General features: G+C 68.7%; 1 protein-coding gene. It reads left to right on the top strand.

Annotated features, from left to right (window positions below; translation table 11 throughout):
- The coding region (locus DWY51_RS09415; RefSeq protein WP_233504690.1) for a dTDP-4-dehydrorhamnose 3,5-epimerase family protein at positions 1-351 on the top strand (351 nt) is incomplete at both ends.

Genomic DNA, 351 nt, shown 5'->3' with positions numbered 1-351 from the left:
CGCGCGGCTGGTTCAAGGAGAACTGGCAGCGCGCCAAGATGACCGCCCTGGGCATCCCGGACCTCCGCGTCGTCCAGAACAACGTCTCCTACAACGACAGCCGCGGCGTCACCCGCGGCATCCACGCCGAGCCCTGGGACAAGTTCATCTCCGTGGCCCGCGGCTCGGTCTTCGGCGCCTGGGTGGACCTGCGCGAGGGCAGCGAGACCTACGGGAAGGTGTTCACCTGCACGCTCGACCCGTCCAGGGCCATCTACGTCCCGCGCGGCGTGGGCAACTCCTTCCAGGCCCTGGAGGACGGCACCGCCTACACCTACCTGGTGGACGCCCACTGGTCCCTCGAGCTCAAGA

Origin of the sequence: Collinsella sp. AF25-2LB (assembly GCF_003458415.1) — a bacterium.
Taxonomy (GTDB): domain Bacteria; phylum Actinomycetota; class Coriobacteriia; order Coriobacteriales; family Coriobacteriaceae; genus Collinsella.
This window is presented reverse-complemented; position numbering and strand designations above follow the sequence as displayed.